A 347-nucleotide genomic window follows, 5' to 3' on the forward strand; every position below is an offset into this window, starting at 1 on the left:
CACCCCGCACGCCCCCCCCCCCCGCCCCCGGGCCCGCCCCCCCAACCCACCCCCCCCCCCCAAACCCCCCACCAAACCAAAAACCACCCCCCCAGCCAAGAAACCCCCCCCCCCCACCCTGTTTTCACCATACAAAAACCCCCCAACTAAATTGGAGCACCCAACCACAACAAAAAAAAAAAAACCAACCACAAAAAAAAAAAAACCAACACCAAAAAAAAAAAAAAAAAAAAAAAAAAAAACACCAAAAAAAAAAAAAAAAAAAAAAAATAAAACCCAAAGAACACCACAACAACCAAAAACACCCCCCCCCCACCCCCCAAAACCAAACAAAAAACACCACCACC

1 protein-coding gene is annotated in these 347 nt (G+C 48.4%); it reads right to left on the reverse strand.

What is annotated here, in order from left to right; genetic code table 11:
* Positions 1–146 precede the first annotated feature (146 nt).
* Positions 147–347, reverse strand: a 201-nt coding sequence (locus PUR26_RS34445; protein ID WP_329867993.1) for a hypothetical protein, incomplete at its 5' end; no start/stop codon positions are given.

It is taken from the genome of Streptomyces sp. SP18CS02 (genome assembly GCF_036322365.1).
In the GTDB taxonomy this organism is placed as follows: Bacteria; Actinomycetota; Actinomycetes; order Streptomycetales; family Streptomycetaceae; genus Streptomyces.